The organism is Pseudomonas sp. RC10-4-2 (assembly GCF_050433085.1).
In the GTDB taxonomy this organism is placed as follows: Bacteria; Pseudomonadota; Gammaproteobacteria; order Pseudomonadales; family Pseudomonadaceae; genus Pseudomonas; species Pseudomonas aeruginosa.
In genome coordinates this window covers 785,962-811,093 of the sequence record NZ_JBNPXX010000001.1, presented here as the reverse complement: position 1 = coordinate 811,093, position 25,132 = coordinate 785,962, and the positions used below count along the sequence as shown (strand labels likewise).

The window sequence follows — 25,132 nt, the reverse complement described above, 5'->3', positions numbered from 1 at the left end:
GGCCCGGCGCGTACGCGAGGACCAGACGACCGGTCTAGTCGTCGAATCGGCACTATGCGGCGCCTTCCGCCGCCGCGCCAGCAGCGTCAGTCGGCTGAATCGCCAGGCATCAGGCTGGCCGATGGGCGCGGTAGAGGGGAGGCGTGCCGTTTGTCCGGCTGTCAACTATCCACCTGGGAATTCCGGCGCGGCGAAAGCCGGTGCTAAACCTTGTCTCTTCGAGTCCACCCCTGTCCGACAAGACCAATAAAGCGTGGAGACCGCATGACCGACGACCACTCCTTCCGCCCTCGCCCCACCTCGTTGTCAGCCGCCCTGCTGCTGGGCGCCTGGATCGCACAGCCGGCCACGGCCGCCTATGTCGAAGCCGGTCGGCCCGGCGATCCGGCCAGTTGGCGCTCCGCCGAATACCAGCAGGACTGGGGCCTGGAACGGATGCGGGCCGACCAGGCCTATGCCGCCGGCATCGACGGCCAGGGCGTGAAGATCGGCGAGATGGACTCCGGTTTCGACCCGAGCCATCCGGATACTCCCGCCTCGCGCTACCAGCCGGTGACGGCCAGCGGCACCTATGTCGACGGCACGCCGTTCAGCGTCAGCGGCGCGATGAACGGCAACAACGACTCCCACGGTACCCACGTCGGCGGCACCCTCGGCGCCTCGCGCGACGGCGTCGGCATGCACGGGGTGGCCTACGCGGCACAGGTATATGTCGCCAACACCAACCAGAACGACAGCTTCCTGTTCGGCCCGACGCCCGACCCGAACTATTTCAAGGCCGCCTACCAGGCGCTGGCCGACGCCGGGGTGCGGGCGATCAACAACAGTTGGGGCAGCCAGCCCAAGGACGTCAGCTACGAGACCCTCGACGGCCTGCACGCCGCCTATGCCCAGCACTACGGGCGCTCCACCTGGCTGGACGCCGCCGCCGGCGTCTCCCGCCAGGGCGTGATCAACGTCTTCAGCGCCGGCAACAGCGGCTACGCCAACGCCAGCGTGCGCTCCGCCCTGCCCTACTTCCAGCCGGACCTGGAAGGCCACTGGCTGGCCGTGTCCGGCCTCGACCAACAGAACGGCCAGCGCTACAACCGCTGCGGCATCGCCAAGTACTGGTGCATCACCACGCCCGGCCGCCTGATCAACAGCACCATGCCCGGCGGCGGCTACGCCAACAAGTCCGGTACCTCGATGGCCGCGCCCCACGCCACCGGCGCGCTGGCCCTGGTCATGCAGCGCTATCCGTACCTGAACAACGAGCAGGCGCTGCAGGTTCTGCTGACCACCGCCACCCAGCTCGACGGCACGCCGACCGGCGCCCCCACCGACACCGTCGGCTGGGGCGTGCCGGATCTCGGTCGGGCGATGCATGGGCCTGGACAATTGCTCGGCCGCTTCGAGGCCAACCTCCCGGCCGGCCTGCGCGACGAATGGAGCAACCCGATTTCCGATAGCGCCCTGCTCCAGCGCCAGGCCGAGGACGCCGCCGAGCACGCGGCCTGGCAGCGGACGCTGAAGGACAAGGGCTGGGAAAACGGCTTGCCGGCCGGTGCCAGCCAGCAGGAACGCACCGACTATGCCATCGGCATGGCCCGCGACCAGGCCGCCGCCCAGCGCCAGTACCAGGGCAGCCTGGTCAAGGCCGGTGCCGGCAGCCTGGTCCTGAGCGGCGACAGCACCTATCGCGGGCCGACCCTGGTCGATGGCGGGCTGCTCAGCGTCGACGGTTCGCTGCTGTCCGCCGTCGAAGTCAATGCCGGCGGCACCCTCGGCGGCAGCGGCAGGATCGGCGGCCTGCTGGCGCGCTCCGGCGGCACGGTGGCCGCGGGCAACTCCATCGGCACCCTGGAGGTCGCCGGGGACCTGCGCTTCGAATCCGGCTCGACCTACGCGGTGGAGCTTTCGGAAAGCGCCAGCGACCGGATCGTCGCCAGCGGCAAGGCGAGCATCGCGGGCGGCAACGTCACCCTGGCCATGGAAAACAGCCCCGACCTGCTCAGCCAGTCCCAGGTCGAGAGCCTGGTCGGCCGCCGCTACGACATCCTCGACGCCGCCGGCGGCATCGACGGGCGCTTCGACGCGGTATTGCCGAACTACCTGTTCCTCGGCGGCACCCTGGACTACGCGGCCAACGCCATCCGCCTGGATATCGGACGCAACGGCACGACCCTCGCCAGCGTCGCGCAGACGCCCAACCAGGCGGCGGTCGCTGGGGCCGTGGAAACGCTCGGCGCCGGCAACCCGGTCTACGAAAGCCTGCTCCTGTCGGAAAACGCCGCAACCGCCCAACGGGCCTTCCAGCAATTGTCCGGGGAAATCTACCCGGCGCTCGCCGGCCTGTTGCTCAACGACAGCCGCTATCTGCGCGACAGCGTCGGCGAACGCCTGCGCCAGGCCAGCGACGGCGAGGCCGGCGGGGAGGCTCCCGAAGGCTGGTTCAAGGCGCTCGGCTCCTGGGGCAAGAGTGCCGATGGCAGCCACGGCAGCGAAGGCTACCGGCATTCGGTCGGCGGCTTCCTGCTCGGCGTCGACAGCCAGGTCGCCAGCGACACGCGCCTCGGCCTGGTGGCCGGCTACAGCAACAGCTCGCTGAACATGGACAGCAGCCTGCAATCCTCCGCCAGCATCGACAGCTACCACCTCGGCGCCTACCTCGGCCGGCAATTGCAGCAATGGCGCCTGAGCCTGGGCGCGGCGCACACCTGGCACCGCGCCGAGGTCAAGCGCGACCTGCAATACGGCGCCGTGGCCGGCAAGCAGAAGGCCAAGCTCGACGCACAGAGCAGCCAGTTGTTCGCCGAGGCCGCCTACGCGCTGGGTTGGCGCAGCCTGGAGCTGGAACCCTTCGCCGGGCTGGCCTACGTGCACGTCGCCAGCGATGACTTCCGCGAACGCGGTAGCGCCGCGGCCCTGGAGGGTGGCGACGACAACCTGGACGCCGCCTTCACCACCCTGGGCCTGCGCGCGAAACGGCATTTCGAGCTGGATGCCGGACGCCGCCTGGCGCTCTCCGGCACCCTCGGCTGGCGCCACAACCTGAGCGACACCACCCCGCAACGGCACCTGGCGTTCGCCAGCGGCAGCCAGCCATTCAGCGTGGAAAGCGTGGCCCTGTCCCGCGACGCCGCGCTGCTCGGCGTCGACGCCAGCCTCGCGGTGAATCGCGAAGTGAGCGTGCGGCTGGGCTACAACGGCCTGCTGGGCAGCCGCGAGAAGGACCATGGCGTCGGACTGGCCGTCGACTGGCGTTTCTGACTTCGGTTACGAGGGCATGCCAGCCGTTGGATGGGTTCCGGCGGGCGGCAAGGGGAAAAAGCCACTTCATTGCCCTCGGTCACGAAACCGCTGCAAATATGAGAAAAAGACCTAACTAAAGGATTCATGCGAAATGCATAGCGCTATACTGTCCATCCAGCGCTGTACTATCCCTTCCAGCGCTGATCGCGACCCGGTGCCCGCACCACCGTGCCGCACGAGCCCCGGAGATCCGCACCTCCGGGGCTCACCTTTTGCTCCTCTCGCACCCTCCTTCCCCGGCTGAGCCCCTCCCCCTGCAAATCCGCGACGAATGGCTGCAATCCGGCAATCCGATGAACGAGCGGCCGAACCGCGGGCGCCCAGGCTGCCTGCGCACAGTCGCGGAACGGGTCAGGCCTGGCGGAAGAAGATCATGCCGAACAGCACCGCCAGGGCGCTGAGGAACGACAACCCGGTTTGCCCCAGGACCATCAGGATCGCGGCCGCCGCCGTGCTCAGCGCATGCCAGCCCCAGAGCAGGCACGACAGGTTGAGGACGATGCCGGCCAGGGCCAGGTGACGCTTGCGGCTGCGCCTGAGCAGGCCGGCCAGGCCCAGCACCAGGCCGCAGGTCGATACCGCGAAGACCGCCAGCAAGGCGGCGAACAGGCCGAGCAGATGGTTCTCGTCGCTGAGGTCGATCCGCTCGCCGAGCGCCAGCGCCATCACCGCCAGCGCGATGGCGACCCCGGCCAGGGCGAGGAACAGCGACAGGCCGCCCAGCCGCGATTGGCGCAATGGCCGTGCCGGCGGCGCGGCGGCGAGTGTTTCTCCCGTGTGCATGTTCGACCTCCCTGGTCCGAAACCCGCCTCCTCCATGAAGGCATTCGGGCGCGCACAGCATAAAGCGTCGCCCCGCCCAACCGATAGATCGACGAGGCGGGACTTTGGCGGCGGGACAACGGCGAAGACCCGGGAAAAACCCCGTAACCCGCGCCTTCCAAGCCCCTCCTTGTGTTTCCGCGACATTTCCTTATAAGATCGCGCCTTCCCCTATTTTCCCGCACGTTGCGGTCCCGCCGCAGGTCCAGTCCCGTTTTCTCTCGCGAAAGCCGGCCAGTGCCTCGGCCAGCAGTAAAAATAAAAGGTAGTCAGCGATGAGCGTACGGCACTTTCTCTCGTTTATGGATTACAGCCCCGAAGAGCTGATCGGTCTGATCCGCCGCGGCAGCGAGCTGAAGGACCTGCGCAACCGAGGCGTGCTCTACGAGCCGCTGAAGAGCCGGGTCCTGGGCATGGTCTTCGAGAAGGCTTCGACCCGTACCCGCCTGTCCTTCGAAGCCGGGATGATCCAGCTCGGCGGCCAGGCGATCTTCCTCTCCCCGCGCGACACCCAGCTCGGCCGCGGCGAGCCGATCGGCGACAGCGCCCGGGTCATGTCGCGGATGCTCGACGGCGTGATGATCCGTACCTTCGCCCACGCCACCCTGACGGAATTCGCCGCGCACTCGAAGGTGCCGGTGATCAACGGCCTGTCCGACGACCTGCACCCCTGCCAGTTGCTCGCCGACATGCAGACCTTCCACGAGCACCGCGGCAGCATCCAGGGCAAGACCGTGGCCTGGATCGGCGACGGCAACAACATGTGCAACAGCTATATAGAAGCGGCGCTGAAGTTCGACTTCCAGCTGCGCGTGGCCTGCCCCGAGGGCTACGAGCCGAAGGCCGAGTTCGTCGCCCTTGCCGGCGACCGCCTGCGCGTCGTCCGCGACCCGCGCGAGGCGGTGGCCGGCGCGCACCTGGTGAGCACCGACGTGTGGGCCTCGATGGGCCAGGAAGACGAAGCCGCCGCGCGCATCGCCCTGTTCCGTCCCTACCAGGTGAACGCCGCGTTGCTCGATGGGGCCGCCGACGATGTACTATTCATGCACTGCCTGCCGGCCCACCGCGGCGAGGAAATCAGCGAAGAGTTGCTGGACGACCCGCGCTCGGTAGCCTGGGACCAGGCAGAGAACCGTCTGCACGCGCAGAAGGCCCTCCTCGAATTGCTGATCGAACACGCCCATTACGCCTGAGCCCATGAGCCACGACCTGCTGCTGAACCTGAAAGATCTCGCCTGCGGCTACGCCTCGCAGAAAGTGGTGCAGGACCTCGACCTGCACCTCAATGCCGGAGACATCGGCTGCCTGCTGGGTCCTTCGGGATGCGGCAAGACCACCACCCTGCGCGCCATCGCCGGCTTCGAACCGGTGCTGGCCGGGCAGATCGAGCTGGGCGGCGAAGTCATCTCGCGTCCCGGCTTCACCCTGGCGCCGGAGAAACGCCGGATCGGCATGGTGTTCCAGGACTACGCGCTGTTCCCCCATCTCAGCGTGGCCGACAATGTCGGCTTCGGCATCCGCAAGCATCCACAACGCGAGCGCCTGGTGCGCGAGCTTCTGGAGCTGGTCAAGCTCGACCACCTCGCCGCGCGCCACCCCCACGAACTCTCCGGCGGCCAGCAACAACGGGTGGCCCTGGCCCGCGCGCTGGCGCCCGAACCGCTGTTGCTGCTGCTCGACGAACCCTTCTCCAACCTCGACGTGGAACTGCGCCGCAGCCTCAGCCAGGAGGTTCGCGAGATCCTCAAGGCACGCGGCACCAGCGCGATCCTGGTGACCCACGACCAGGAAGAAGCCTTCGCCGTCTGCGACCACATCGGCGTGTTCAAGGAAGGTCACCTGGAACAGTGGGACACCCCCTACAACCTCTACCACGAGCCGCTGACGCCCTTCGTCGCCAGCTTCGTCGGCCAGGGCTACTTCATTCGCGGCCAGTTGCTCAGCCCCGATACGGTGCAGACCGAACTCGGCGTGATCCGCGGCAATCGCGCCTACAGCCTGCCTTCCGGCAGCGCGGTAGACGTCCTGCTGCGCCCGGACGACCTGGTGCACGCGCCGCAGGGCGAGCTGAAGGCGCGGATCGTCGGCAAGACCTTCCTCGGCGCCGCCACCCTGTACCGCCTGCAATTGCCCACCGGTACCCAGCTGGAATCGATCTTCCCCAGCCATGCCGACCACCAGCCGGGCGATGACGTCGGTATCCGCGTCGCCGCCGACCACCTGGTGGTGTTCGCCGCCCGGGGCAGCGTCGCCGCGCACCTCGCTCCCGTCCAGGCCTGATACCTCGGCGCCGTTCGGTCGGCGGCGCCTTTCCCTATCGACCGCATAGGTGGAGCCGGACGTCTCCAGCCCCTACAATCGCCCGACGATTCGAGGAGCCTGAACGATGCTGATGGTGATTTCCCCCGCCAAGACCCTGGACTACGAGACCCCGCCGGTCACCCACCGCTTCACCCAGCCGCAATACCTGGACCACGCCCAGGAACTGATCCAGCAACTGCGCCAGCTCACGCCACTGCAGATCAGCGAACTGATGAAGCTTTCCGACAAGCTCGCCGGCCTGAATGCCGCTCGCTACGCCAGCTGGCATCCGGAGTTCACCCCGGAGAACGCCAAGCAGGCGTTGCTCGCCTTCAAGGGCGATGTCTACACCGGCCTCAACGCGGAAGACTTCGGCGAGGACGATTTCGCCTTCGCCCAGGATCACCTGCGCATGCTCTCCGGTCTCTACGGCGTGCTGCGCCCGCTCGACCTCATGCAGCCCTATCGACTGGAAATGGGCACCCGCCTGGCCAACGCCCGTGGCAAGGATCTCTACGCCTTCTGGGGCGAGCGTATCAGCCAGTGGCTGAACGAAGCGCTGGCCGCCCAGGGCGACGACGTGCTGCTCAACCTGGCCTCCAACGAGTACTTCGGCGCGGTGAAGCGCAAGGCGCTGCAAGCGCGGGTCATCGACACCGAGTTCAAGGACCTGAAGAACGGCCAGTACAAGATCATCAGCTTCTACGCCAAGAAGGCTCGCGGCATGATGGCTCGCTACGTGATCCGCGAGCGCCTGCGCGACCCGGCCGGGCTGAAGGACTTCAATGCCCACGGCTATTACTTCAGCGCCGAGCAATCCGGCCCGGATCAGCTGGTATTCCTCAGGGACGCCCCGCAAGACTGATCTCCCCGGCCCGCCGTCCTGGCGGGTCGCTCCTCTTTCGGCACGCCGACGCCTCCTGGCGCTACCGTTCGTCCCTCCGACACCCCTGCTGCGTCGCCTTTCTCCCCGGAAAAGCCCTTGTGGCGAATAGGCCTACTCAACCGTTCGTCTGCAAGTCATGCGGAACTGCATCACATTTTTTCACGCCCAGCCCACAGACTTTTCCCCAATTCAAGGCGGAAATGCCATCTCCGGCGTAATCCATTGGCCATTACCAGCCTCCCGCCATTACATGCAAATTACGATTGCAAAGTGCATGGGTCGAAGATTAAGGAATCCTTAAGGTTTGCTTAAGGCGGTAAAAGCGGCTTCTGTTTCATTCCGGTGACGCGGAACTTTCAGCCGCCATGCATTCTGCAACTAGTGGCCATTGGCAGGCATTTAACGGAAAGGCCATCAAGTTGGTATCAAGTGATATCAAACGGATATTTCCAAATATTTCGCGAGCGGGACAAACGGCCGGAACTTCCCTCGCAGAGAAAACATCCTATCACCGCGATGCCTATCGATAGTTATGGGCAGAGCAACTTGAAACCGTCTCGAATAATCGGACTCCGCTCCGAGGGACAAACTCAACCTGTTGAAATTAAAGGCCTTTAGAAACTTGAATTCTATGGACCGAACTAAAACGAAGCATCCAAGGTCGGGTTATGCACCGTTATTGAAACCCACCTGAAACATTAAAGGGCATGAACTTATAACTTGCCCTATTAGAGTGCCGAACAACTAAGCACTCTATTCGAAACTGCCTGAAGGCGGATCAAGGGCTCTGGATCGGGGCTCGTAGTAACGGCTCGCCAGATAGGGAAGTGGCCATACGGCCACCTCATTAACGGCGCGACAAACAATCGAGGTGAATGCGATGCGAATCAGCATCTTTGGTTTGGGCTATGTCGGTGCAGTATGTGCTGGCTGCCTGTCGGCACGCGGTCATGAAGTCATTGGTGTGGATGTCTCCAGCACCAAGATCGACCTGATCAACCAGGGCAAGTCGCCCATCGTCGAACCGGGCCTGGAAGCGTTGTTGCAGCAAGGCCGGCAGACCGGACGGCTGTCGGGCACCACCGACTTCAAGAAGGCCGTGCTGGACTCCGACGTATCGTTCATCTGCGTCGGCACGCCGAGCAAGAAGAACGGCGACCTGGACCTGGGCTACATCGAGACCGTCTGCCGCGAGATCGGCTTCGCCATCCGCGAGAAGTCCGAACGCCACACCGTGGTGGTGCGCAGCACCGTACTGCCGGGCACCGTCAACAACGTGGTGATCCCGCTGATCGAGGACTGCTCGGGCAAGAAGGCCGGGGTCGACTTCGGCGTCGGCACCAACCCCGAATTCCTCCGCGAGAGCACCGCGATCAAGGACTACGACTTCCCGCCGATGACCGTGATCGGCGAACTGGACAAGCAGACCGGCGACCTTCTCGAGGAAATCTACCGCGAGCTGGACGCGCCGATCATCCGCAAGACCGTCGAGGTCGCCGAGATGATCAAGTACACCTGCAACGTCTGGCACGCCGCCAAGGTCACCTTCGCCAACGAGATCGGCAACATCGCCAAGGCGGTCGGCGTCGACGGCCGCGAGGTGATGGACGTGATCTGCCAGGACCACAAGCTCAACCTGTCGCGCTACTACATGCGTCCCGGCTTCGCCTTCGGCGGCTCCTGCCTGCCCAAGGATGTACGCGCCCTCACCTATCGCGCCAGCCAGCTGGACGTCGAGCACCCGATGCTCGGTTCGTTGATGCGCAGCAACTCCAACCAGGTGCAGAAGGCCTTCGATCTCATCACCAGCCACGACACCCGCAAGGTCGGCCTGCTCGGCCTGTCGTTCAAGGCCGGCACCGACGATTTGCGCGAAAGCCCGCTGGTGGAGCTGGCCGAGATGCTCATCGGCAAGGGCTACGAGTTGCGCATCTTCGACCGCAACGTCGAATACGCGCGTGTCCACGGGGCCAACAAGGAATACATCGAGTCGAAGATCCCGCACGTCTCCTCACTGCTGGTCTCCGACCTCGACGAAGTGGTGGCGAGTTCCGATGTGCTGGTGCTGGGCAATGGCGACGAGCTGTTCGTCGACCTGGTGAACAAGACCCCGAGCGGCAAGAAGCTGGTCGACCTGGTGGGCTTCATGCCGCACACCACCACTGCCCAGGCCGAGGGCATCTGCTGGTAGCGGGCCGCCCCCTGGCCCCGTGAGCCGGTAAAGAACCTCTTTATCGCCCTCGGACCGAAGGCCGTCTCCGCGGCGTGCGCCATAACAACAACAAGCGCACGCCGGCGTCGAGGCCAAGGTCCCCAGCCCGATGGAACTGATGATGGAAACTTACAAACGTGGCCTCGCCGAAGCCACCGGCTGGCTGGTGTTCCTCAGCCTGCTGATGGTGCTCGCGCTGGCAGTGCCGAAGACCGTGTTCGACGCCGACTCCAAGGATTTCATCCTGCTTATCGGCGCCGTCGGCATCTGGCGCTACTCCATGGGCGGCGTGCACTTCCTGCGCGGCATGCTGTTCCTCCACGTGGTCTACCCGTACTACCGCCGGCGCGTGCGCCAGTTGGGCAGCGCGGCCGACCCGTCGCACGTGTTCCTGATGGTCACCAGTTTCCGCATCGACGCCCTGACCACTGCCATGGTCTATCGCTCGGTGATCCGCGAAGCCATCGACAGCGGCTACCCGACCACCGTGGTCTGCTCCATCGTCGAGATGTCCGACGAGGTCCTGGTCCGTTCTCTGTGGGAGAAGATGAACCCGCCGGACCGGGTCAGCCTCGACTTCGTGCGGATTCCCGGCACCGGCAAGCGCGACGGCCTGGCCTATGGCTTCCGCGCGATTTCCCGGCACCTGCCGGACGACGACGCGGTGGTCGCGGTGATCGACGGCGACACCGTGCTCGACCACGGCGTGGTGAAGAAGACCGTGCCCTGGTTCAAGCTCTTCCCCAACGTCGGCGGCCTCACCACCAATGAATTCTGCGAAGTGCAGGGCGGCTACGTGATGAGCGAGTGGCACAAGCTGCGCTTCGCCCAGCGCCACATCAACATGTGCTCGATGGCCCTGTCCAAGCGCGTGCTGACCATGACCGGACGGATGTCGGTGTTCCGCGCCCGGGTGGTGACCAACCCCGAGTTCATCACCGACGTCGAGAACGACCACCTGGAGCACTGGCGCCTGGGTCGCTTCAAGTTCCTCACCGGCGACGACAAGTCCAGCTGGTTCAGCCTGATGCGCCTGGGCTACGACACCTTCTACGTGCCCGACGCGGCGATCAACACGGTCGAGCACCCGCCGGAGAAGAGCTTCATCAAGGCCAGTCGCAAGCTGATGTACCGCTGGTACGGCAACAACCTGCGGCAGAACTCGCGCGCGCTCAAGCTCGGCGCGCGGCGCCTGGGCTGGTTCACCATGCTGGTGCTGTTCGACCAGCGCGTCTCGATGTGGACCAGCCTGCTCGGCCTGGTGGTGGCGATCCTCGCCAGCCTCAAGTACAGCATCGCCTTCCTGCTGGTGTACCTGCTCTGGATCGGTCTCACCCGCCTGGTGCTGACCCTGCTCCTCTCGCTCTCCGGGCACCGCATCGGCCCGGCCTATCCGCTGATCCTCTATTACAACCAGATCGTCGGCGCGCTGGTGAAGATCTACGTGTTCTTCCGCCTCGACCGGCAGTCCTGGACCCGCCAGCCGACCAAGCTGGAGCGCGGCCTGGCCAGCTTCCAGCGCTGGTTCAACGCCTGGTCGTCGCGGGCCATGACCTTCTCTGCCGCCAGCATCTTCGTCGCCGTGCTGCTGACCATCGTATGACCACCGAATCGACTACGGACAACGCCAGGGCCGCGGCCCGCGCGCAAATCGACCCAGATTGGACCGAACAGGACCCGACACCATGAATACAGCCGTCAACGTCAACGTCGTGCACGAATCCGAAGCCCAGCGCCAGTTCGCCCGGGTCAAGCTGCCGGCGCGCATCCGCTACATCGGCGCCAACCGCGAAGGCGTCGACGCACGCCTGCTGGATCTCTCCGCCGGCGGCTTCGCCTTCACCGCGAGCGGCGCGCCGATCCAGCCCGGCGACCTGTACAAGGGCAAGCTGCTGTTCCAGGTCGACAGCATCAGCTTTTCCCTCGAAGTGGAGTTCCAGGTGCGCTCGGTGGACCCCGCCAGCCGCCGCGTCGGCTGCGAGTTCCAGAACCTCAAGCCGCGCGAGGTGGCGGCCCTGCGCTACCTGATCACCTCCTACCTGGCCGGCGAGGTGATCGGCGTCGGCGACATGCTCAATACCCTCCAGCGCGAGAACTTCACCAAGGCCCGCAAGCAGGGCGGCGGCAACGGCGGGATGGGCTTCTTCGGCCGGGTCCGGGCGGTGACCCTGAGCACCGCGATCTTCGTCGTCGGAGTCGGCGCCTTCGCCTTCATCCTCAACCAGATGTACAACCTGTACTTCGTCACCCATGCCGATTCCGGCGTGGTCAGCGTCCCCAACCAGCAGATCACCATGCCCCGCGAGGGCACCGTGCAGAGCCTTCTCGGGCCCAACGCGGAAGTCGCCAAAGGCGCGCCGATCGCTACCTTCTCGGCCAACCTGCTGGACATGCTCAAGGGCAACCTGACCGAGGAGCAGCTCAACCCGGGCAACATCGAGAAGCTCTTCGGCCACCAGATGAAAGGGACCCTGACCAGCCCCTGCGACTGCCGCGTGGTCCAGCAACTGGTAGCCGACGGGCAATACGCCAACAAGGGCCAGGTGATCTTCACCCTCGCGCCGCGCGACAGCGTGGCCAGCATCGAGGCGCGCTTCCCCTACCGCAACGCCGCCGAGCTGGCGCCGGGCACCCGGGTGAACTTCCAGGTCGCCGGCGACGGCGTCAACCGCAGCGGCCGCATCGTCAACACCGCGCCGGTGGACGGCGACCTGTCCTCGGAAATCCGCGTGCAGATCCAGCCCGACCAGCCGCTCGACGCCCAGTACGCCGGCCGCCCGGCCGAGGTCAGCATCGGCGGCCTGCCCGGCCGCACCCTGCTGAACAAGGCCGTGACCCTGGCCACCGCTCGCTGACCGGTACCCGACCATGAAGATGCCCATCCTCCCTCCCCTGCCCCTGGCGTCCCGGCACCTGCTGCTGGCCTCGGCCATCGCCCTGGCCGCCGGCTGCGCCGGACTGCCCGACCAGCGCCTGGCCCAGGAGGCCCTGGAGCGCGGCGACCTCGCCACCGCCCAGAGCAACTACCAGGCCCTGGCCGCGATGGGTTACGCCGACGCCCAGGTCGGCCTCGCCGACATGCAGGTCGCCAGCGGCGACAGCGCCCAGCAGGCCAAGGCCGAAAAGCTCTACCGCGAGGCCGCGCAGACCTCGCCGCGGGCCCGCGCGCGCCTTGGCAAGTGGCTGGCGGCCAAGCCCGGCGCCAGCGACGCCGAGCATCGCGAGGCCGAGCGCCTGCTCAGCCAGGCCTTCGAACAGGGCGAGGACAGTGCCCTGGTGCCGCTCATCGTGCTCTACCTGCAGTACCCGCAGTCCTGGCCGGAAATCGACCCGCAGCAGCGCATCGACCAGTGGCGCGCGCGCGGACTGCCGCAGGCCGACCTGGCGCAGATCATTCTCTACCGCACCCAGGGCACCTACGCCCAGCACCTGGGCGAGATCGAGCAGGTCTGCCAGCGCTGGCTGCGGCGCATGGATGTGTGCTGGTACGAACTGGCCACGGTCTACCAGATGCAGGGCAACGCGGAAAAGCAGAAGGACCTGCTCGAACAGCTGCGCGCCGCCTACAAGGCCGGCCGGGTGCCCGGCGAGCGGGTCGACTCGGTGGCCGGGGTGCTCGCCGACGGCGAACTCGGCCAGCCCGACCCGCAGACCGCCCAGGCGCTGCTGGAAGAGATCGCGCCGAGCTACCCCGCGGCCTGGGTCAGCCTGGCCAAGCTGCTCTACGACTATCCCGACCAGGGCGACCTGGAAAAGATGCTCGGCTACCTGAAGAACGCCCAGGACGCCGCCCAGCCACGCGCCGAACTGCTCCTCGGGCGCCTCTACTACGACGGCAAGTGGGCGCCGCAGGACCCGCGCAAGGCCGAGCGGCACCTGCTCAAGGCCGCCGCCAGCGAACCCCAGGCCAACTACTACCTGGGGCAGATCTACCGCCGCGGCTTCCTCGGCAAGGTCTATCCGCAGAAGGCCGTCGACCACCTGATCCTCGCCGCCCGCGCCGGCCAGGCCAGCGCCGACATGGCCCTGGCCCAGCTCTGGTCGCAGGGCCGCGGCATCCAGCCGAACCGGGTCAACGCCTACGTCTTCGGCCAGCTCGCCGTGCAGCAGCAGGTACCGCAGGCCAGCGACCTGCTCGGGCAGATCGAAGCGCAACTGCCGCCGGCCGAACGCAGCCAGGCGCAGCAATTGCTCAAGCGCGAACAACAGAGCCGCGGCAACAACTGGCAGGCCACCGTCAGCCTGCTGCAGAGCCAGGACTCGCCGATCAACGAAGAAGAGCCAGAAAGCCTATGAACAGCTCCCGTTCCGTCAACCCGCGGCCGTCCTTCGCGCCGCGCGCCCTGTCCCTGGCCATCGCCCTGCTGCTCGGCGCGCCGGCGTTCGCCGCCGGCAGCGGCGAGGCACCGAAGAACTTCGGCCTGGACGTGAAGATCACCGGCGAATCGGAAAACGATCGCGACCTCGGCACCGCTCCCGGCGGCACCCTCAACGACATCGGTATCGACCTGCGGCCCTGGGCCTTCGGCCAGTGGGGCGACTGGAGCGCCTACTTCATGGGCCAGGCGGTGGCCGCCACCGACACCATCGAGACCGACACCCTGCAATCGGACACCGACGACGGCAACAACAGCCGCAACGACGGTCGCGAGCCGGACAAGAGCTACCTCGCCGCACGCGAATTCTGGGTCGACTACGCCGGCCTCACCGCCTACCCCGGCGAGCACCTGCGCTTCGGCCGCCAGCGCCTGCGGGAAGACAGCGGCCAGTGGCAGGACACCAACATCGAGGCGCTGAACTGGAGCTTCGAGACCACCCTGCTCAACGCCCACGCCGGGGTCGCCCAGCGTTTCAGCGAATACCGCACCGACCTCGACGAACTGGCTCCGGAGGACAAGGACCGCACCCATGTGTTCGGCGACATCTCCACCCAGTGGGCGCCGCACCACCGCATCGGCGTGCGCATCCACCACGCCGACGACAGCGGCCACCTGCGCCGCCCCGGCGAGGAAGTCGACAACCTCGACAAGACCTATACCGGCCAGCTCACCTGGCTCGGCATCGAGGCTACCGGCGATGCCTACAACTATCGTTCGAGCATGCCGCTGAACTACTGGGCCAGCGCCACCTGGCTGACCGGCGACCGCGACAACCTGACCACCACCACGGTCGACGACCGGCGCATCGCCACCGGCAAGCAGAGCGGCGACGTCAATGCCTTCGGCGTCGACCTCGGCCTGCGCTGGAACATCGACGAGCAATGGAAGGCCGGCGTCGGCTACGCCCGCGGCAGCGGCGGTGGCAAGGACGGCGAGGAGCAGTTCCAGCAGACCGGGCTGGAGAGCAATCGCTCCAACTTCACCGGCACCCGCTCGCGCGTGCACCGCTTCGGCGAAGCCTTCCGCGGCGAACTGAGCAACCTCCAGGCAGCCACCCTGTTCGGCTCCTGGCAACTGCGCGAGGACTACGACGCGAGCCTGGTCTACCACAAGTTCTGGCGCGTCGACGACGACTCCGACATCGGTACCAGCGGCATCAACGCCGCCCTGCAACCGGGCGAGAAGGACATCGGCCAGGAACTCGACCTGGTGGTGACCAAGTACTTCAAGCAAGGCCTGCTGCCGGCCTCGATGAGCCAGTACGTCGACGAGCCCTCGGCGCTGATCCGCTTCCGCGGCGGCCTGTTCAAGCCGGGCGACGCCTACGGGCCGGGCACCGACTCGACCATGCACCGCGCCTTCGTCGACTTCATCTGGCGCTTCTGAGCCCCGCGAGGAAACCGGACATGCCCGACATTTCCCTTTCGATCCCCCGCCGCCGGCTCCCGCGCCTGCGCCCGCTGGCCGCGGCAGTGCTCGGCGCGGTGCTGCTGCACGGCCAGGCGTGGGCGGCGCAGCCGGTGGAGAAACCGCAGCCGGTCCCGGCGCAGGCCGGCAACGAGCCGGGCCTGACCCAGGGCCTGAAGGAAACCGGCAACTACACGGTGACCACCGCGCCGGCCGAACCGTTGCACCTGGACCCGCCGAAACTGCCCGACCTCTCCGGCTACACCGCCGCCGCGGTGGAAGCCAAGATCGTGCGCAAGCCGGGTGGCCGCGCCAGCGTGCAGCGGATGGTCCAGCAGCAGCCACTGAAGGAGTTCACCGGTGGCAGCAACCGCCTCGCCGAATGGGTCAAGCGCCAGCGCCAGATGCCCCAGGCGATCTTCATCGAAGGCGGCTACGTGAACCTCGCCCAGCTCGCCGGCAAGCTTCCCGCCAGCGCGCTGGAACAGGTCGAGCCGGGGGTGTTCGTCGCCCGCCTGCCGATCGTGGTCAGCCAGGGCGCGACCCTCGACATCGACAAGCAGGTCAAGGAACTGCGCCTGTCCCAGGAGCGCGGCGCGTTCCTGGTCAACGACGGCATGCTGTTCGTCCGCGACAGCAAGGTCACCGGCTGGAGCGAATCGAAGAAGGAGCCGGCCTGGTTCAAGACGCCCAACGAGTTCCGTCCGTTCCTGATCTCCTGGGGCGGCGCCGAGGTGTACCTGAGCAACAGCACCTTCACCAGCTTCGGCTACAACGCCTCCAAGGCCTACGGCATCTCCATCTCGCAGTACAGCCCGGGCATGGACAAGCAGATGAAGCGCCCGCGCCCCAAGGGCTGGGTGATCGACTCGACCATCGTCGACAGCTGGTACGGCTTCTATTGCTACGAGGCCGACGACCTGGTGGTGAAGGGCAACACCTACCGCGACAACATCGTCTACGGCATCGACCCGCACGACCGTTCGCACCGCCTGATCATCGCCGACAACACCGTCCACGGGACCAGGAAGAAGCACGGCATCATCGTCTCGCGGGAAGTCAACGACAGCTTCATCTTCAACAACCGCAGCTACGAGAACAAGCTTTCCGGGATCGTCCTCGACCGTAACAGCGAGGGCAACCTGGTGGCCTACAACGAGGTCTATCGCAACCATTCCGACGGCATCACCCTCTACGAGAGCGGCGACAACCTGCTCTGGGGCAACCAGGTCCTGGCCAACCGCCGCCACGGCATCCGCGTGCGCAACAGTGTGAACATCCGCCTCTACGAGAACCTCGCGGCGGGCAACCAGCTGATCGGCGTGTACGGCCACATCAAGGACCTCACCAACACCGACCGCAACATCGCCCTCGACCCATTCGACACCAAGGTCTCGCTGATCGTGGTCGGCGGCAAGCTCGCCGGCAACGGCTCCGGCCCGCTCTCGGTGGATTCGCCGCTGAGCCTCGAACTGTACCGGGTGGCGATGCTCGCCCCGACCAAATCCTCCGGCATCAGCCTGCCCGGCGTTCTCGGCGAGAAGCAGGACCAGATCCTCGACCTGCTGGTGCGCCAGGACAAGGCGGTGCTGATCGACCCCGTGGAAAGCCAGGCCGAACTCCAGGACTGAGGACCCAGACGCATGAAAACCCGCACTTCCCGACTGTTCCGCCTGAGCGCCCTGGCCGCCGGCCTCTGCCTGGCCCAGGCAGCCCTGGCCGCCGACCCCGGCGCGGCGCCGAGCTACCAGGCGCTGCCGGCCGGCAACCTGTGCCCGGCCGCCGCCGACGACTCGCGCTACAACACCAAGTACCTGGGCTTCTTCACCCACCTGGTGCAGGCCCAGGACGACTGGCTGTTCCGCACCACCTACGACCTGCGTACCGACTTCGGCACCAGCGCCGAAGGCTGGCGCGAACTCCGCGCACTGCGCGACGAACTCAAGCGCAAGGGCATCGAGCTGGTGGTGGTCTACCAGCCGACCCGCGGCCTGGTGAACCGCGAGAAGCTCAGCCCGGCGGAAAAGGCCGGCTTCGACTACGAGCTGGCGAAGAAGAACTACCTGGCGACCATCGCCCGCTTCCGCCAGGCCGGCATCTGGACCCCGGACTTCTCGCCGCTGTTCGACGAGAAGGAGGAGCACGCCTACTACTTCAAGGGCGACCACCACTGGACTCCCCATGGCGCCCGGCGCAGCGCGAAGATCGTGGCCGAGACGCTGAAGCAGGTGCCCGGCTTCGAGGAGATCCCGAAGAAGCAGTTCGAAAGCAAGCGCGTCGGCCTGCTGTCCAAGCTCGGCACCTTCCACAAGGCCGCCGCGCAACTCTGCGGCAACAGCTACGCCACCCAGTACGTCGACCGCTTCGAGACCGAGCCGGTGGGCGCCAGCGACAGCGGCGACCTGTTCGGCGACGGCGGCAACCCGCAGATCGCCCTGGTCGGCACCTCCAACAGCGGCCCGGCCTACAACTTCGCCGGCTTCCTGGAGGAGTTCAGCGGCGCCGACATCCTCAACAACGCGGTGTCCGGCGGCGGCTTCGACAGTTCGCTGCTGGCGTACATGACCAGCGAGGAATTCCACAAGAACCCGCCGAAGATCCTCATCTGGGAATTCGCCACCCACTACGACATGGCGCAGAAGAGCTTCTACCGCCAGGCCATGCCGCTGGTGGACAACGGCTGCTCCGGCCGGAAGACCGTACTCAGCCGCAAGGTCAAGCTGCGCCAGGGCCGCAACGAGGTGCTGCTGAACAGCGCCGCGCTACCGATCCGTAGCGGCAGCTACGTCGCCGACGTGACCTACAGCGACCCTTCGGTACACGAGTTGAAGAACACCATCTGGTACATGAACGGCCGCCGCGAGCAGTTGAAGATCGAGCAGTCGAAAGCCGTCGATACCGGCGGCCGCTACGTCTTCCAACTGCGCAACGACAGCGACTGGGCCGACCAGCAGTTCCTTTCCCTGGAAATCGAAGCGCCGGAGGACATGCCCCAGGGCCTGGAGGTCCAGGCCAGCATCTGCCAGGCGGCGCCCGCCAAGGCCAGCCAGTCGGTGGCCGGGAGGTAAACGATGAAAACGTCCCACCTGATCCGTATCGCCCTGCCCGGTGCCCTCGCCGCGGCATTGCTCGCCAGCCAGGTCAGCCAGGCCGCCGACCTGGTACCCCCGCCCGGCTACTACGCGGCGGTCGGCGAGCGCAAGGGCAACGCCGGCAGCTGCCCCGCGGTGCCGCCGCCGTATACCGGCAGCCTGGTCTTCACCAGCAAGTACGAAGGCTCCGATTCGGCGCGGGCGACCCTCAACGTCAAGGCGGAGAAGACCTTCCGCTCGCAGATCAAGGACATCACCGACATGGAGCGCGGCGCCACCAAGCTGGTCACCCAGTACATGCGCAGCGGCCGCGACGGCGACCTGGCCTGCGCACTGAACTGGATGAGCGCCTGGGCCCGCGCCGGCGCCTTGCAGAGCGACGACTTCAACCACACCGGCAAGTCCATGCGCAAATGGGCGCTGGGCAGCCTCTCCGGCGCCTACATGCGCCTGAAGTTCTCCAGCTCGCGGCCGCTCGCGGCCCACGCCGAGCAGAGCCGGGAAATCGAGGACTGGTTCGCCCGGCTCGGCACCCAGGTAGTCCGCGACTGGAGCGGCCTGCCGCTGAAGAAGATCAACAACCATTCCTACTGGGCGGCCTGGTCGGTGATGTCCACCGCGGTGGTGACCAACCGCCGCGACCTCTTCGACTGGGCGGTGAGCGAGTTCAAGGTCGCCGCCAACCAGGTCGACGAGCAGGGCTTCCTGCCCAACGAACTCAAGCGCCGCCAGCGCGCCCTCGCCTACCACAACTATGCGCTGCCACCGCTGGCGATGATCGCCGCGTTCGCCCAGGTCAACGGCGTCGACCTGCGCCAGGAGAACCACGGCGCCCTGCAGCGCCTGGCCGAGCGGGTGATGAAGGGAGTCGACGACGAGGAAACCTTCGAGGAGAAGACCGGCGAGGACCAGGACATGACCGACCTCAAGGTCGACAACAAGTACGCCTGGCTGGAGCCCTACTGCGCCCTCTACCGCTGCGAGCCGAAGATGCTCGAGGCGAAGAAGGACCGCGAGCCGTTCAACAGTTTCCGCCTCGGCGGCGAAGTGACGCGGGTGTTCAGCCGCGAAGGGGGAAGTTGAGGGCGTGGCGGGAAGCGGGCGCACAGGCCGGGGGCCACGCGCCCCTCTACCCCGCTCGCCGACCAGGCGTCCCACCAGGCGCCACACCCCGACCCATGCGCGACAGACGCGGGCGGGCGCAACACCTTAGGCAACACCACGGGGAGGAAAACGGCGGGTCGTCCCGCCTTTCCTCGAGCGCTCCAGGGCGCGGAAAGGCAGGGCCGACCTGAATGGTTGACGCTCTAGAGAGAGAGACGGCATGGTCTTTTCTTCAAACGTGTTCCTGTTCCTGTTCCTGCCGGTCTTTCTCGGCCTGTACTACCTGAGCGGCGAACGTTACCGGAACCTGCTGCTGCTGATCGCCAGCTACGTGTTCTACGCCTGGTGGCGGGTGGACTTCCTCCTGCTGTTCGCCGGGGTCACCGTCTTCAACTACTGGATCGGCCTGCGCATCGGCGCCGCCGGCGTACGCACCAGGGCCGCGCAACGCTGGCTGATCCTCGGCGTGGTGGTCGACCTCTGCGTGCTCGGGTACTTCAAGTACGCCAACTTCGGCGTCGACAGCCTCAACGAGATCATCACCTCGTTCGGCATGCAGCCGTTCGTGCTGACCCACATCCTGCTGCCGATCGGCATCTCCTTCTACACCTTCGAGTCGATCAGCTACATCATCGACGTCTACCGCGGCGATACCCCGGCGACCCACAACCTGATCGACTTCGCCGCCTTCGTCGCGATCTTCCCGCACCTGATCGCCGGCCCGGTGCTGCGCTTCAAGGACCTGGTCGACCAGTTCAACCACCGCACCCACACCGTCGACAAGTTCGCCGAAGGCTGCACCCGCTTCATGCAGGGCTTCGTCAAGAAGGTGTTCATCGCCGACACCCTGGCCGCCCTCGCCGACCACTGCTTCGCCCTGCAGAACCCGACCACCGGCGACGCCTGGCTCGGCGCCCTGGCCTACACCGCGCAGCTCTACTTCGACTTCTCCGGCTACAGCGACATGGCCATCGGCCTCGGCCTGATGATGGGCTTCCGCTTCATGGAGAACTTCAACCAGCCCTACATCAGCCAGTCGATCACCGAGTTCTGGCGGCGCTGGCACATCAGCCTGTCGACCTGGCTGCGCGACTACCTCTACATCAGCCTGGGCGGCAACCGCGGCAGCACCTTCCAGACCTACCGCAACCTGTTCCTGACCATGCTCCTCGGCGGCCTGTGGCACGGCGCCAACTTCACCTACATCATCTGGGGCGCCTGGCACGGCATGTGGCTGGCGATCGAGCGGGCCCTCGGAGTGAACGCCGCGCCGCGCGTGCTCAACCCGTTGAAGTGGGCGTTCACCTTCCTCCTGGTGGTGATCGGCTGGGTGATCTTCCGCGCCGAGAACCTGCAGGTCGCCTGGCGCATGTACGAAGCCATGTTCAGCTTCGGCACCTGGCAGCTCTCCGAACTGAACCGCGCCAACCTCACCGGCCTGCAGGTCGGCACCCTGGTCCTGGCCTACCTGGTGCTGGCGTTCTTCGGCCTGCGCCAGTTCTACAACCAGCCATTGCAGACCAAGGCGCCCAAGGCCGCGGCGAACAGCGACGAAGTGGCCGCCGACGGCCCGGCCAGTGCCCAGCCGCGTGCCCCGCGCGAGGCCGCCGGCGACCCGGCGGCGATCGCCTACTCGCCGAGCGGCGCGCTGGTCTACCAGCCGAGCTGGCTCAGCCAGTTGCCCGTCCTGGCCACCCGCCTGGCGCTGCTCCTGCTGTTCGCCGCCTCGGTGCTGAAGCTCTCCGCGCAGAGCTACTCGCCATTCCTCTACTTCCAGTTCTGAGCGAGGCCCACGCCATGACACAGAGCATTTCCCGCCCCCTGCAATACGCCTATATCGCCGCCTTCGGCGGGCTGCTGCTGGGGCTCGCCGGATGGTCGCTGAAGAGCGTGCCGGGCTTCTCCGCCGCGGCCGATACGCCACTGCTCAACGGCAAGCTGGCGCACGCCTTCGAAGCCCACTACGACAAGGAATTCCCGATCAAGCGCCTGGGCACCAACCTCTGGGCCGCACTCGACTACACGCTGTTCCACGAAGGCCGCCCCGGCGTGGTGATCGGCAAGGACGGCTGGCTGTTCACCGACGAAGAGTTCAAGCCGGCACCGAGCGGCCAGCAACTGGAAGACAACTGGGCACTGGTACGCGGCGTGCAGCGGGAGCTGAACCGGCGCGGCGTCAAGCTGGTGCTCGCGGTGATCCCGGCCAAGGCCCGCCTGTATCCCGAGCACATCGGCCGCGAGCAGCCGGCCGCGCTGCACGACAGCCTCTACCAGGACTTCCTGGCCCGCGCCCGCGCCGCCGGCATCGACAGTCCCGACCTGCTCGGCAGCCTGCGCCAGGCCAAGGACAACGGCGCGGTGTTCCTGCGCACCGACACCCACTGGTCGCCGCTCGGCGCGGAAACCGTGGCCCAGCGCCTCGGCGCGGAGATCCGCGAGACGCACCTGCTGGATGTGCCGGCGCAGAACTTCGTCACCCGCGTCGGCGAAGAACGCACGCACAAGGGCGACCTGCTCAGCTTCCTGCCGCTGGACCCGCTGTTCGACGAACTGCTGCCGCGTCCGGAGCAGTTGCAGCAACGCACCACCGAAGCCGCGCCGGCACTGCCGGGCGGCCAGCAGTCCGGCGCGGGCGACGACCTCTTCGGCGATAGCCAGCAACCGCGCCTGGCGCTGGTCGGCACCAGCTACAGCGCCAACCCCAGGTGGAACTTCGAGGGCGCGCTGAAACAGGCGCTGTCCGCCGACCTGATCAATTACGCGAAGGAAGGCAAGGGCCCCCTCGAACCGATGCTGGAACTGCTGCAGGACGAAGGCTTCCGCAAGGACCCGCCGCAACTGCTGGTCTGGGAGTTTCCCGAGCGCTACCTGCCGATGGCCAGCGACCTCAGCCAGTTCGACGCCGACTGGGTCGCCCAGCTGAAGGCCAGCGGCGGCCGCGACGAGCGCCTGGCCGCCAGCCGCAACGATTGAACGAACACAGCCAAGGCTGTTTACCCACGGGGCCGAGCGCCCCGCTGAAGAAGAAGCAACGGAGGAATACCCATGAACCCGATGACCCGCCGCCACACCTGGACCCGCCTGGCCTGCGCACTTTCCCTCGGCGTCGCCGCATTCGCCGCGCAGGCCGACGAGGGCGCCCTGTACGGGCCCCAGGCACCCAAGGGCTCGGCCTTCGTCCGCGCCTACAACGCCGGCAACAGCGAACTCGACGTGTCGGTCGGCAGCACCAGCCTGAACGACGTCGCGCCGCTCGGTTCCAGCGACTTCAAGTTCCTCCCCCCCGGCAGCTACACCGCCCAGGTCGGCCAGCAGAGCCTGCCGGTCAAGCTCGACCCGGACAGCTACTACACCCTGGTCAGCCAGCCCGGCGGCAAGCCGCAGCTGGTGGCCGAGCCGCCGTTCAAGAACAAGCAGAAGGCGCTGGTGCGGGTGCAGAACCTCAGCGGCTCGAAGCTGACCCTGAAGACCGCCGACGGCAAGACCGACGTGGTCAAGGACGTCGGCCCGCAAAGCCACGGCGACCGCGAGATCAACCCGGTGAAGGTGAACCTGGCGCTGTTCGACGGCAGCAAGAAGGTCAGCGACCTGAAGCCGGTCACCCTGGCCCGCGGCGAGGTGGTCTGCCTGTACGTCACCGGCAGCGGCGGCAAGCTCGCGCCGGTCTGGGTCAAGCGCCCGGTGAAGGCGGACTGAGACCGACCGGGAGGGGCTCGCCCCTCCCGGCATTCCACACAACAAGACCGGCCCGACACCGGCGCACCAACCGTCAGCGCTCCCGCAGAAGGAGCGCACTGGAGAGGTCACCCGGGGCTCCGTGGAGCCCGGTAACGAGATATCCCGCCGCGCGGCGGGATCCCTAGACAGACGCATCGCTTCAAGGAGAAACAACATGATCCCAGTAATCCTTTCCGGTGGCAGCGGCTCGCGACTCTGGCCTCTTTCCCGCAAGCAGTACCCCAAGCAGTTCCTCGCCCTTACCGGCGACGACACCCTGTTCCAGCAGACCATCAAGCGCCTGGCCTTCGACGGCATGCAGGCGCCGCTGCTGGTGTGCAACAAGGAGCACCGCTTCATCGTCCAGGAACAGCTGGAGGCGCAGAACCTGGCGAGCCAGGCGATCCTGCTCGAACCCTTCGGCCGCAACACGGCGCCGGCGGTGGCCATCGCCGCGATGAAACTGGTCGCCGAAGGCCGCGACGAACTGCTGCTGATCCTTCCCGCCGACCACGTGATCGAGGACCAGCGCGCCTTCCAGCAGGCCCTGGCGCTGGCCACCAACGCCGCCGAAAAGGGCGAGATGGTGCTCTTCGGCATTCCCGCCAGCCGCCCCGAGACCGGTTACGGCTACATCCGCGCGAGCGCCGATGCGCAACTGCCGGAAGGCGTCAGCCGGGTGCAGAGCTTCGTCGAGAAACCCGACGAAGCCCGCGCCCGCGAGTTCGTCGCCGCCGGCGGCTACTACTGGAACAGCGGCATGTTCCTGTTCCGCGCCAGCCGCTACCTGGAAGAACTGAAGAAGCACGACGCCGACATCTACGACACCTGCCTGCTGGCCCTGGAGCGCAGCCAGCACGACGGCGACCTGGTGAACATCGACGCCGCCACCTTCGAATGCTGCCCGGACAACTCCATCGACTACGCGGTGATGGAGAAGACCTCGCGCGCCTGCGTGGTGCCGCTGTCCGCCGGCTGGAACGACGTCGGCAGCTGGTCGTCGATCTGGGACGTGCACGCCAAGGACGCCAACGGCAACGTCACCAAGGGCGACGTGCTGGTCCACGACAGCCACAACTGCCTGGTGCACGGCAACGGCAAGCTGGTCTCGGTGATCGGCCTGGAGGACATCGTGGTAGTGGAAACCAAGGACGCCATGATGATCGCCCACAAGGACCGGGTGCAGGACGTCAAGCACGTGGTCAAGGACCTCGACGCCCAGGGCCGCAGCGAGACCCAGAACCACTGCGAGGTCTACCGTCCGTGGGGCTCCTACGACTCGGTGGACATGGGCGGCCGCTTCCAGGTCAAGCACATCACCGTGAAGCCCGGCGCGCGCCTCTCGCTGCAGATGCACCACCACCGCGCCGAGCACTGGATCGTGGTTTCCGGGACCGCCCAGGTGACCTGCGACGACAAGACCTTCCTGCTCACCGAGAACCAGTCGACCTACATCCCGATCGCCTCCGTGCACCGCCTGGCCAACCCCGGCAAGATCCCGCTGGAGATCATCGAGGTGCAGTCCGGCAGCTACCTCGGCGAGGACGACATCGAGCGCCTGGAAGACGTCTACGGGCGCACCGCAGAACCGGCCCTGCAAGTGGTCGCCGGCAGCCGCTGAAGCGTCGACCCGGCCCCCTGGCGGAGCGATCCGCCAGGGGTTGTTTTTTTCCGACAACCCACGGGATTGACTTTCCCTGGCCCTCCCCATGTTTCCATGAAGTTTCCGGAATATTCACGGGGAGCGGACATCAAGTATTAATGAACCCTTAAAGAAACAGGACTCGAGTTATTAATAAAGCCACTCAGAAAACACCCGAGATCCATTCCAACCAACCCTGCAAGCCTCTGAAAACGCGGCTTCCGGCTTTATCCTCCAGTTTCTTCGAGTTCGTTCAGTCTTCATTCAGCCGTTGTT

The 25,132-nt window shown here is 66.5% G+C and carries 17 protein-coding genes; 16 read left to right on the top strand and 1 reads right to left on the bottom strand.

Annotation, left to right across the window (positions count from 1 at the left end; genetic code table 11):
- Positions 1-264 precede the first annotated feature (264 nt).
- On the top strand, positions 265-3,252 hold the full coding sequence (locus FHW81_RS03785; RefSeq protein WP_003159527.1) for an autotransporter domain-containing protein: 2,988 nt from the start codon (positions 265-267) through the stop codon (positions 3,250-3,252).
- 393 nt (positions 3,253-3,645) lie between these two features.
- Here FHW81_RS03785 and FHW81_RS03780 read toward each other — a convergent pair whose 3' ends face one another.
- Positions 3,646-4,077 carry a hypothetical protein gene (locus tag FHW81_RS03780; RefSeq protein ID WP_003104261.1) on the bottom strand — a complete coding sequence of 144 codons (432 nt, stop codon included), beginning with the start codon at positions 4,075-4,077 and terminating at the stop codon, positions 3,646-3,648.
- Positions 4,078-4,391: 314 nt separating this feature from the next.
- On the opposite strand from FHW81_RS03780, the gene argF reads away from it, so the two are divergent.
- The 15 genes from argF (at position 4,392) to FHW81_RS03705 (ending at position 24,835) form a co-directional block, all read left to right on the top strand.
- Complete coding sequence (gene argF / locus FHW81_RS03775) at positions 4,392-5,309, top strand: ornithine carbamoyltransferase (RefSeq protein ID WP_003092090.1); 918 nt, start codon at positions 4,392-4,394, stop codon at positions 5,307-5,309.
- 4 nt (positions 5,310-5,313) lie between these two features.
- Entirely contained in the window at positions 5,314-6,396 is a 1,083-nt protein-coding gene (locus FHW81_RS03770) for an ABC transporter ATP-binding protein (protein ID WP_003092092.1), read from the top strand.
- A 106-nt stretch (positions 6,397-6,502) separates the two neighbouring features.
- Entirely contained in the window at positions 6,503-7,282 is a 780-nt protein-coding gene (gene yaaA, locus FHW81_RS03765) for a peroxide stress protein YaaA (RefSeq protein ID WP_003092094.1), read from the top strand.
- A gap of 901 nt (positions 7,283-8,183) precedes the next feature.
- Entirely contained in the window at positions 8,184-9,494 is a 1,311-nt protein-coding gene (algD, locus tag FHW81_RS03760) for a GDP-mannose 6-dehydrogenase (protein ID WP_003110461.1), read from the top strand.
- Positions 9,495-9,633: 139 nt separating this feature from the next.
- On the top strand, positions 9,634-11,118 hold the full coding sequence (gene alg8 / locus FHW81_RS03755) for a mannuronan synthase (RefSeq protein WP_003119545.1): 1,485 nt from the start codon (positions 9,634-9,636) through the stop codon (positions 11,116-11,118).
- An 82-nt stretch (positions 11,119-11,200) separates the two neighbouring features.
- A complete protein-coding gene (alg44, locus tag FHW81_RS03750; RefSeq protein ID WP_003092101.1) occupies positions 11,201-12,370 on the top strand; it encodes an alginate biosynthesis protein Alg44 in 1,170 nt (389 codons plus the stop codon).
- Positions 12,371-12,383: 13 nt separating this feature from the next.
- Positions 12,384-13,811: an alginate biosynthesis TPR repeat lipoprotein AlgK gene (gene algK, locus FHW81_RS03745; protein WP_033987624.1), complete on the top strand. Its 1,428-nt coding sequence runs from the start codon at positions 12,384-12,386 to the stop codon at positions 13,809-13,811.
- Entirely contained in the window at positions 13,808-15,280 is a 1,473-nt protein-coding gene (gene algE, locus FHW81_RS03740; RefSeq protein WP_003110464.1) for an outer membrane porin AlgE, read from the top strand. Before algK ends, algE begins: the two co-directional genes overlap by 4 nt.
- 20 nt (positions 15,281-15,300) lie before the next feature.
- Positions 15,301-16,932 carry a mannuronan 5-epimerase AlgG gene (gene algG, locus FHW81_RS03735; protein WP_003110465.1) on the top strand — a complete coding sequence of 544 codons (1,632 nt, stop codon included), beginning with the start codon at positions 15,301-15,303 and terminating at the stop codon, positions 16,930-16,932.
- A 12-nt stretch (positions 16,933-16,944) separates the two neighbouring features.
- Complete coding sequence (gene algX, locus FHW81_RS03730; protein ID WP_003092107.1) at positions 16,945-18,369, top strand: alginate biosynthesis protein AlgX; 1,425 nt, start codon at positions 16,945-16,947, stop codon at positions 18,367-18,369.
- Positions 18,370-18,372: 3 nt separating this feature from the next.
- Positions 18,373-19,476 carry an alginate biosynthesis protein AlgL gene (algL, locus tag FHW81_RS03725; protein WP_003453578.1) on the top strand — a complete coding sequence of 368 codons (1,104 nt, stop codon included), beginning with the start codon at positions 18,373-18,375 and terminating at the stop codon, positions 19,474-19,476.
- Positions 19,477-19,717: 241 nt separating this feature from the next.
- On the top strand, positions 19,718-21,280 hold the full coding sequence (locus tag FHW81_RS03720) for an MBOAT family O-acyltransferase (RefSeq protein WP_003159522.1): 1,563 nt from the start codon (positions 19,718-19,720) through the stop codon (positions 21,278-21,280).
- A gap of 14 nt (positions 21,281-21,294) precedes the next feature.
- Positions 21,295-22,470, top strand: a complete 1,176-nt coding sequence (algJ, locus tag FHW81_RS03715; protein ID WP_003092111.1) for an alginate O-acetyltransferase — start codon at positions 21,295-21,297, stop codon at positions 22,468-22,470.
- A 72-nt stretch (positions 22,471-22,542) separates the two neighbouring features.
- On the top strand, positions 22,543-23,193 hold the full coding sequence (algF, locus tag FHW81_RS03710; RefSeq protein WP_003092112.1) for an alginate O-acetyltransferase AlgF: 651 nt from the start codon (positions 22,543-22,545) through the stop codon (positions 23,191-23,193).
- Positions 23,194-23,389: 196 nt separating this feature from the next.
- The gene (locus tag FHW81_RS03705; protein ID WP_003092113.1) at positions 23,390-24,835 is read left to right on the top strand and encodes a mannose-1-phosphate guanylyltransferase/mannose-6-phosphate isomerase; all 1,446 of its coding nucleotides are present in this window, start codon (positions 23,390-23,392) and stop codon (positions 24,833-24,835) included.
- Positions 24,836-25,132: the final 297 nt, after the last annotated feature.

Excerpts from the sequence above, each read along its gene's own strand:
- FHW81_RS03785 (WP_003159527.1), top strand. The coding sequence starts at position 265 with ATGACCGACGACCACTCCTTCCGCCCTCGCCCCACCTCGTTGTCAGCC.
- FHW81_RS03780 (WP_003104261.1), bottom strand. The coding sequence starts at position 4,077 with ATGCACACGGGAGAAACACTCGCCGCCGCGCCGCCGGCACGGCCATTG.
- argF (WP_003092090.1), top strand. The coding sequence starts at position 4,392 with ATGAGCGTACGGCACTTTCTCTCGTTTATGGATTACAGCCCCGAAGAG.
- FHW81_RS03770 (WP_003092092.1), top strand. The coding sequence starts at position 5,314 with ATGAGCCACGACCTGCTGCTGAACCTGAAAGATCTCGCCTGCGGCTAC.
- yaaA (WP_003092094.1), top strand. The coding sequence starts at position 6,503 with ATGCTGATGGTGATTTCCCCCGCCAAGACCCTGGACTACGAGACCCCG.
- algD (WP_003110461.1), top strand. The coding sequence starts at position 8,184 with ATGCGAATCAGCATCTTTGGTTTGGGCTATGTCGGTGCAGTATGTGCT.
- alg8 (WP_003119545.1), top strand. The coding sequence starts at position 9,634 with ATGATGGAAACTTACAAACGTGGCCTCGCCGAAGCCACCGGCTGGCTG.
- alg44 (WP_003092101.1), top strand. The coding sequence starts at position 11,201 with ATGAATACAGCCGTCAACGTCAACGTCGTGCACGAATCCGAAGCCCAG.
- algK (WP_033987624.1), top strand. The coding sequence starts at position 12,384 with ATGAAGATGCCCATCCTCCCTCCCCTGCCCCTGGCGTCCCGGCACCTG.
- algE (WP_003110464.1), top strand. The coding sequence starts at position 13,808 with ATGAACAGCTCCCGTTCCGTCAACCCGCGGCCGTCCTTCGCGCCGCGC.
- algG (WP_003110465.1), top strand. The coding sequence starts at position 15,301 with ATGCCCGACATTTCCCTTTCGATCCCCCGCCGCCGGCTCCCGCGCCTG.
- algX (WP_003092107.1), top strand. The coding sequence starts at position 16,945 with ATGAAAACCCGCACTTCCCGACTGTTCCGCCTGAGCGCCCTGGCCGCC.
- algL (WP_003453578.1), top strand. The coding sequence starts at position 18,373 with ATGAAAACGTCCCACCTGATCCGTATCGCCCTGCCCGGTGCCCTCGCC.
- FHW81_RS03720 (WP_003159522.1), top strand. The coding sequence starts at position 19,718 with ATGGTCTTTTCTTCAAACGTGTTCCTGTTCCTGTTCCTGCCGGTCTTT.
- algJ (WP_003092111.1), top strand. The coding sequence starts at position 21,295 with ATGACACAGAGCATTTCCCGCCCCCTGCAATACGCCTATATCGCCGCC.
- algF (WP_003092112.1), top strand. The coding sequence starts at position 22,543 with ATGAACCCGATGACCCGCCGCCACACCTGGACCCGCCTGGCCTGCGCA.
- FHW81_RS03705 (WP_003092113.1), top strand. The coding sequence starts at position 23,390 with ATGATCCCAGTAATCCTTTCCGGTGGCAGCGGCTCGCGACTCTGGCCT.